Raw genomic sequence first — 4,943 nt, 5'->3', positions numbered from 1 at the left:
ATTTTGGGGCAGGTTTATGCAGAGCAGAAACGCTACGATGAAGCGATCGCTGTTTATGATGAAGCAATTAAGGGCAATACTGAAGATTTTCGACCTGTTTTAGCTAAGGCAATTATGCTTAGAGAGCAAGGTAATAATGAAGCTGCTCAAGAGCTTTTTAATCAAGCAATAAATCTAGCTCCTGCGGGATTTAAAGATCAAATTAAGCGGGAGGTTTCGGCTAATTCTGGTTCTGAAGCACAAGCATCTCCAGAATCAAATTCCACTGAAACTAAGGTAGAAGAGTCAGAAAATAATTAGATGAGCATTAGCTCCAAATTAGTTAAATTCTAATATTAAACAATTTTTGATTTCAAAGATAAGATGTTTTTTACTTCCCTGGCGGGAAGTCCCGCGCTCTCCCGAAGGGGAGCGTCGTATGGGAAAGCCAGGGCCAAGAGTCGGATACCTCCACAAATAAAACCTTCCTATACCCTTGACAAGCTAGGAGGTATGCATGTTACTATCAAGGTCAACACAGGGGTAGGACATCACCTCTGTCAAAACAGCGGTCATTTTTTTCATGACTGAAGAATCCCGCGTTGTCGCGCTATGCGCAACGTCGGGAGTATGTCAATACATTGAACTCTGATAAATTATCAGGGTCTTTTTTTTGCAAGTAAATAGCTGGTACTAATTAACCCTACTCCCAATAATGTACCTGGATCTATTAGTGGTTGAGAGGTTTCTTGATGAGAATTAAGACTATATTTCCAATTTCCTACCTTTGCCATCATCAAGTCTGTTTGACTGTGGGTGTAAATAAATTTTAATTTTAAATTACTTTTTTGTAGCAGTAAAGTTATAAGTTTTGTAACTGCTATTGCCTCATTATTAACTTTCGAGTTAATAACATCATCAATTACAGTCGTAGGCTCTATTTTAATATCTGTTTGAGTTGCCTGAGCGGTTAAAAAAAATTCTGAGACATCATTAGCTGCCTGTGCTGAATTTATATCCATCGTGCTGCAGCTAAGAATAGTACTAATAGTTATAGAGGCTATTTTAATAAAAGGGTTTCTCATCTCAGTATATTCCACAATACTTAATGAATCTTTTTCAGCATAGAGATTTGTTCTGATTAAACTTTTATGAATTCTTTAATTCACATATCCTTAACTGGACCAAGTTAGAATAACTTTTCTCTCAACAGTATTATTACTGAGGCTCTACTTTCATAATACAACCTCTGTTTAAACCTGCGTACTGATAAAATAACGGATAAATTATGATTTAGATCGTTGACAAAATAACTTTTTCATGCGTATTTATCCGTAATTGAGTATTTCATTTTTGTAAGCTCTAAGTATATATACAGATATAAATAAGTATGGAGCTCAGTAGTTGAGTGGGAGAATTTAGTTGAAGACTATCTATAGTTGAGTGGGAGAATTTAGTTGAAGACTATCTATTTAATGCATTGGACGTTTGACACATTCTGGATGGACTACTAGCTCCAGAAAATAAACTTGCCCTTTATTGGCTATAAGCCAGTGCAGAATGGCTGAAATAACTGACAGAGTTACAAAATCTTAAAAGCCTTACTAATTAATACTTCTGACTTCCGCGTAGCAGCACTAGGGTTGTAAAAGTAACTCAAAAAATCATTTTCAGTGAAGTATATTTTTGACGGGCAAGATTTCCGAACTTTATCTTTAATATTTGTACCTGATATACCAGCTAATCTATTATAATTTTTTTCTAATCAAGAGTTTAAATATATAGCGTTTCCCAAAGTCGTGAGGTGCAGTTAGTTATCTTTTTGTCTTTTTATTCCCTGTTCCCTGTTCCCTATTCCCTGTTCCCTCAAACCTAAAATTTTGTACCTCATAAGTGTGGGAATTGCTATAGAATAGTTTAATCATAATGACAAACCTTAACAAATTTCAGTGTTGGCAAAGACGAGCAGCAGCTATATCTCCATACCAAAAAGCTCTAAATTTCCTGCTAATTAAATTCATTATTTTTGAATTTTTATTAGTTCTAGTTTATCTTGGCAGTATCTTGATTAGGGGTAAATCCTATCCCTTATTTGACATGAATGGTCAAATGACTATTTCTTCTCTCTTACAAGCATTACATTTATTGATAATTGGATCGATCCCTTTGATATTACTTTTCAAAGAATGTCATTCTCACATTCCTCCTTCTCGCTGGTTTAAATTAACCTTTGCGATGCTCTTAATTTACGGTGCTATTGATGAAGTATTTAAAATTCATCTACAACTAAAAAACTGGATTCCTTGGTTAGGCGAACGTGGCTGGCTGCAAATATATATAGTTATTTTTATTATGCCTTTGATTGTCTTTTACTCAGACTTGAAATTTTTGTGGCGTTCCCATCCTCGAGAAACTTTTTTAGCATTACTAGGAATGTTGATTTTTGCTATTGGAGGATTTGGAGCTGAAATTTTTAAAGATATTGCTCAACCTTTGCTCAGTTTATTATTTACACAAGATTTTTTAATGAGTTTTATTGAAAAAGTTCGCATTGCTTTTGAAGAATTTTTTGAACTAATTGGTGAAAATTTAATTGCCTATGGATTTCTACTTTTTCTGGGTAAAAGATTAAATAAAAATCGCCAAACGGTTAGCCCAGAAGTCGCAAATACTCAACCTTAATACAAACATCAATTGCTAGATTTAAACCAGCATCTAATGCTTTATTTGCTGATTGCCAATCTTTAACACCTAGCTGAGTCCAAATAGTTTTGGCATGGATAGCGATCGCTGAGTCTACTATTTCTGGCAAATATTCAGAACTGCGGAAAACATTAACAATATCCACAGGTTCAGGAATATCTGTTAAAGCAGCATAACTAGGTTGACCATCAATTTCTTTAACTACTGGATTAACAGGATAAATTTGATAACCTACCTCTCGTAAAAACCTAGCTATTTGATAGCTAGTACGAATTGGTTTATCAGAATGACCCACAACAGCAATTACTTGAGAATTTGTTAGTACCTCTCGCTTCAGACGATCGTTAGTATTCAAATTGACCATAATTTTGTTGAATAAGCAATACACTCTAAATAGAACAATATAATGATACAGTACAAATTAATTTTTTATCCAAAATTTATAATATTTTGATAATTAGTTATGACCGAAACAATTATGGTCAATAATCTCCTCTTTTATGGGGATAAAAAAAGAGAATATTCTAGATTTTAAGTTTCTAGTTGAAGCAAGAGTTACTTAAATTTCGTAGTTCCGATCGTAGAAGACTAACTGATAACTGAAATGACGAAATTTAGTAGTGAGTATTCGCGTTGAATTTCTACAAAATAGCCCTTTTTTTAATTAGATGCTAGAATTTTTTTTCCTCTATAGCATCAGACCGATAAGCACTATTTAAACCATTGAAAATTATCATTTAATCATTACCGAAAAATCCTGGTTTAAAGCCTCCCCTTTTAAGGAGATAAAAAGCGGTAGATAGATGGTGAGGAAACCTCGCTATGCGTAAGCATTCAGCTATTAGCAGTCAGCTATCAGCAACAAGACTCTATCTTATGGGACAGTATTTAAATTAACAACTTACTTTAAGGGAAAGGGAGGCAACTTTTGTGGTAAAACAATTAATCAAGCTTTTATCGTCAACTAAAAGCAATAGCTGATAGCTGATGGCTGACCGCTGAATGCTTACCGCTATGCTATCTCTATGAGACCAAGATAAAAGAGAATATTCCAAATTTTAAGCCTTCTTATTGCAGATGTACTGATAACTGAAATAAGCAATTACCAACAATAATGAACAAACCAATTAATATCTTCGAGTATGGATCTTTGGCAACACAACATTTATCTCAAATGGCACTAGATTATTATGCTAGTGGTGCATGGGATGAAATTACCTTGCAAGATAATCGTACTGCTTATGAACGATATAAATTACGACCTCGAATGTTAGTAAATGTTAGCCAGCGAAATTTAACTACAAAAATTCTGGGACAACATATTAAAATGCCAATTTTAATTGCCCCTATGGCTTTTCAATGTTTAGCACATCCAGAAGGAGAATTAGCAACAGCAAGAGTAGCAGCAGATTTAGGTACAATAATGGTATTAAGTACCATGTCCACTAAAAGTTTAGAAGATGTGGCATTAGCTCCAAATGTGTCAAAAAAATTTTGGTTTCAACTCTATGTACATCGCGATCGCGCTATAACTCGTGCTTTAGTAGAAAGAGCTGAAGCTGCAGGTTATCAAGCATTATGCTTAACAGTTGATGCGCCAATTTTGGGAATAAGAGAACGCGATCGCCGAAATAAGTTTACTTTACCATCTGACATGGAATTAGCTAACTTAACATCGATGACAAATTTAGTAATTCCTCCAACAGAAGATGAGTCTGGGTTATTTACTTATTTTGCCGATCAACTAGATCCAGCTCTTACCTGGGGAGATATAGACTGGTTGCAGTCACTGACATCATTACCTATAGTAGTTAAAGGCATTTTGCGTGGAGATGATGCCATTCGAGCTGTAGAGCATGGGGCAAAAGGCATTATTGTTTCTAATCATGGAGGTAGGCAGTTAGATGGAGCGATCGCCACTCTTGATGCTCTCTCAGAAGTAGTTGCAGCAGTGGGACATCAAGTTGATGTACTGATGGATGGAGGTATACGCAGGGGTACAGATATTCTCAAAGCATTAGCATTGGGGGCAAAAGCGGTTTTAATTGGGCGTCCGGTTTTGTGGGGACTAGCAGTGAATGGAGAAGCAGGGGCACATCATTTGTTAGAGCTATTGCGCGATGAGTTAGAAGTGGCAATGGCATTGAGTGGTTGTGCTAAGATAGAAGATATAGACTCCAGTTTAGTTTGTTATATTTAAATTGAACAGGACTTACGCAAAGACACTATATATAGTGCCTACTAATTTAGGCGATCGCCGT

5 protein-coding genes are annotated in these 4,943 nt (G+C 35.4%); 3 read left to right on the top strand and 2 right to left on the bottom strand.

Annotation, left to right across the window (positions count from 1 at the left end):
* A partial coding sequence (locus AC3DU7_RS13480; protein WP_488039854.1) for a tetratricopeptide repeat protein occupies positions 1–300 on the top strand: 300 nt, incomplete at its 5' end.
* A 338-nt stretch (positions 301–638) separates the two neighbouring features.
* Here AC3DU7_RS13480 and AC3DU7_RS13475 read toward each other — a convergent pair.
* Positions 639–1,001, bottom strand: a complete 363-nt coding sequence (locus tag AC3DU7_RS13475; protein ID WP_488039853.1) for a hypothetical protein — start codon at positions 999–1,001, stop codon at positions 639–641.
* Positions 1,002–1,905: 904 nt separating this feature from the next.
* Here AC3DU7_RS13475 and AC3DU7_RS13470 point away from each other — a divergent pair.
* Entirely contained in the window at positions 1,906–2,661 is a 756-nt protein-coding gene (locus tag AC3DU7_RS13470; protein WP_488039852.1) for a hypothetical protein, read from the top strand.
* Here the strand turns inward: AC3DU7_RS13470 and AC3DU7_RS13465 are convergent.
* Positions 2,630–3,046, bottom strand: coding sequence for a CoA-binding protein (locus tag AC3DU7_RS13465; protein ID WP_488039851.1), 417 nt, complete (start codon positions 3,044–3,046; stop codon positions 2,630–2,632). The genes AC3DU7_RS13470 and AC3DU7_RS13465 overlap by 32 nt on opposite strands.
* Positions 3,047–3,796: 750 nt before the next feature.
* On the opposite strand from AC3DU7_RS13465, the gene AC3DU7_RS13460 reads away from it, so the two are divergent.
* Positions 3,797–4,882 (top strand): alpha-hydroxy acid oxidase, encoded by a 1,086-nt coding sequence (locus AC3DU7_RS13460; protein WP_488039850.1) that lies wholly within the window; start codon positions 3,797–3,799, stop codon positions 4,880–4,882.
* Positions 4,883–4,943: the final 61 nt, after the last annotated feature.

The organism is Okeania sp. (assembly GCF_983059655.1).
Note: the sequence above shows the minus strand (reverse complement) of the source record. Positions and strands in the feature narration are given on the sequence as shown.

Bases quoted from the DNA above. Each gene is read 5' to 3' on its own strand.
- AC3DU7_RS13475 (WP_488039853.1), bottom strand. From the start codon at position 1,001: ATGGATATAAATTCAGCACAGGCAGCTAATGATGTCTCAGAATTTTTT.
- AC3DU7_RS13470 (WP_488039852.1), top strand. From the start codon at position 1,906: ATGACAAACCTTAACAAATTTCAGTGTTGGCAAAGACGAGCAGCAGCT.
- AC3DU7_RS13465 (WP_488039851.1), bottom strand. From the start codon at position 3,046: ATGGTCAATTTGAATACTAACGATCGTCTGAAGCGAGAGGTACTAACA.
- AC3DU7_RS13460 (WP_488039850.1), top strand. From the start codon at position 3,797: ATGAACAAACCAATTAATATCTTCGAGTATGGATCTTTGGCAACACAA.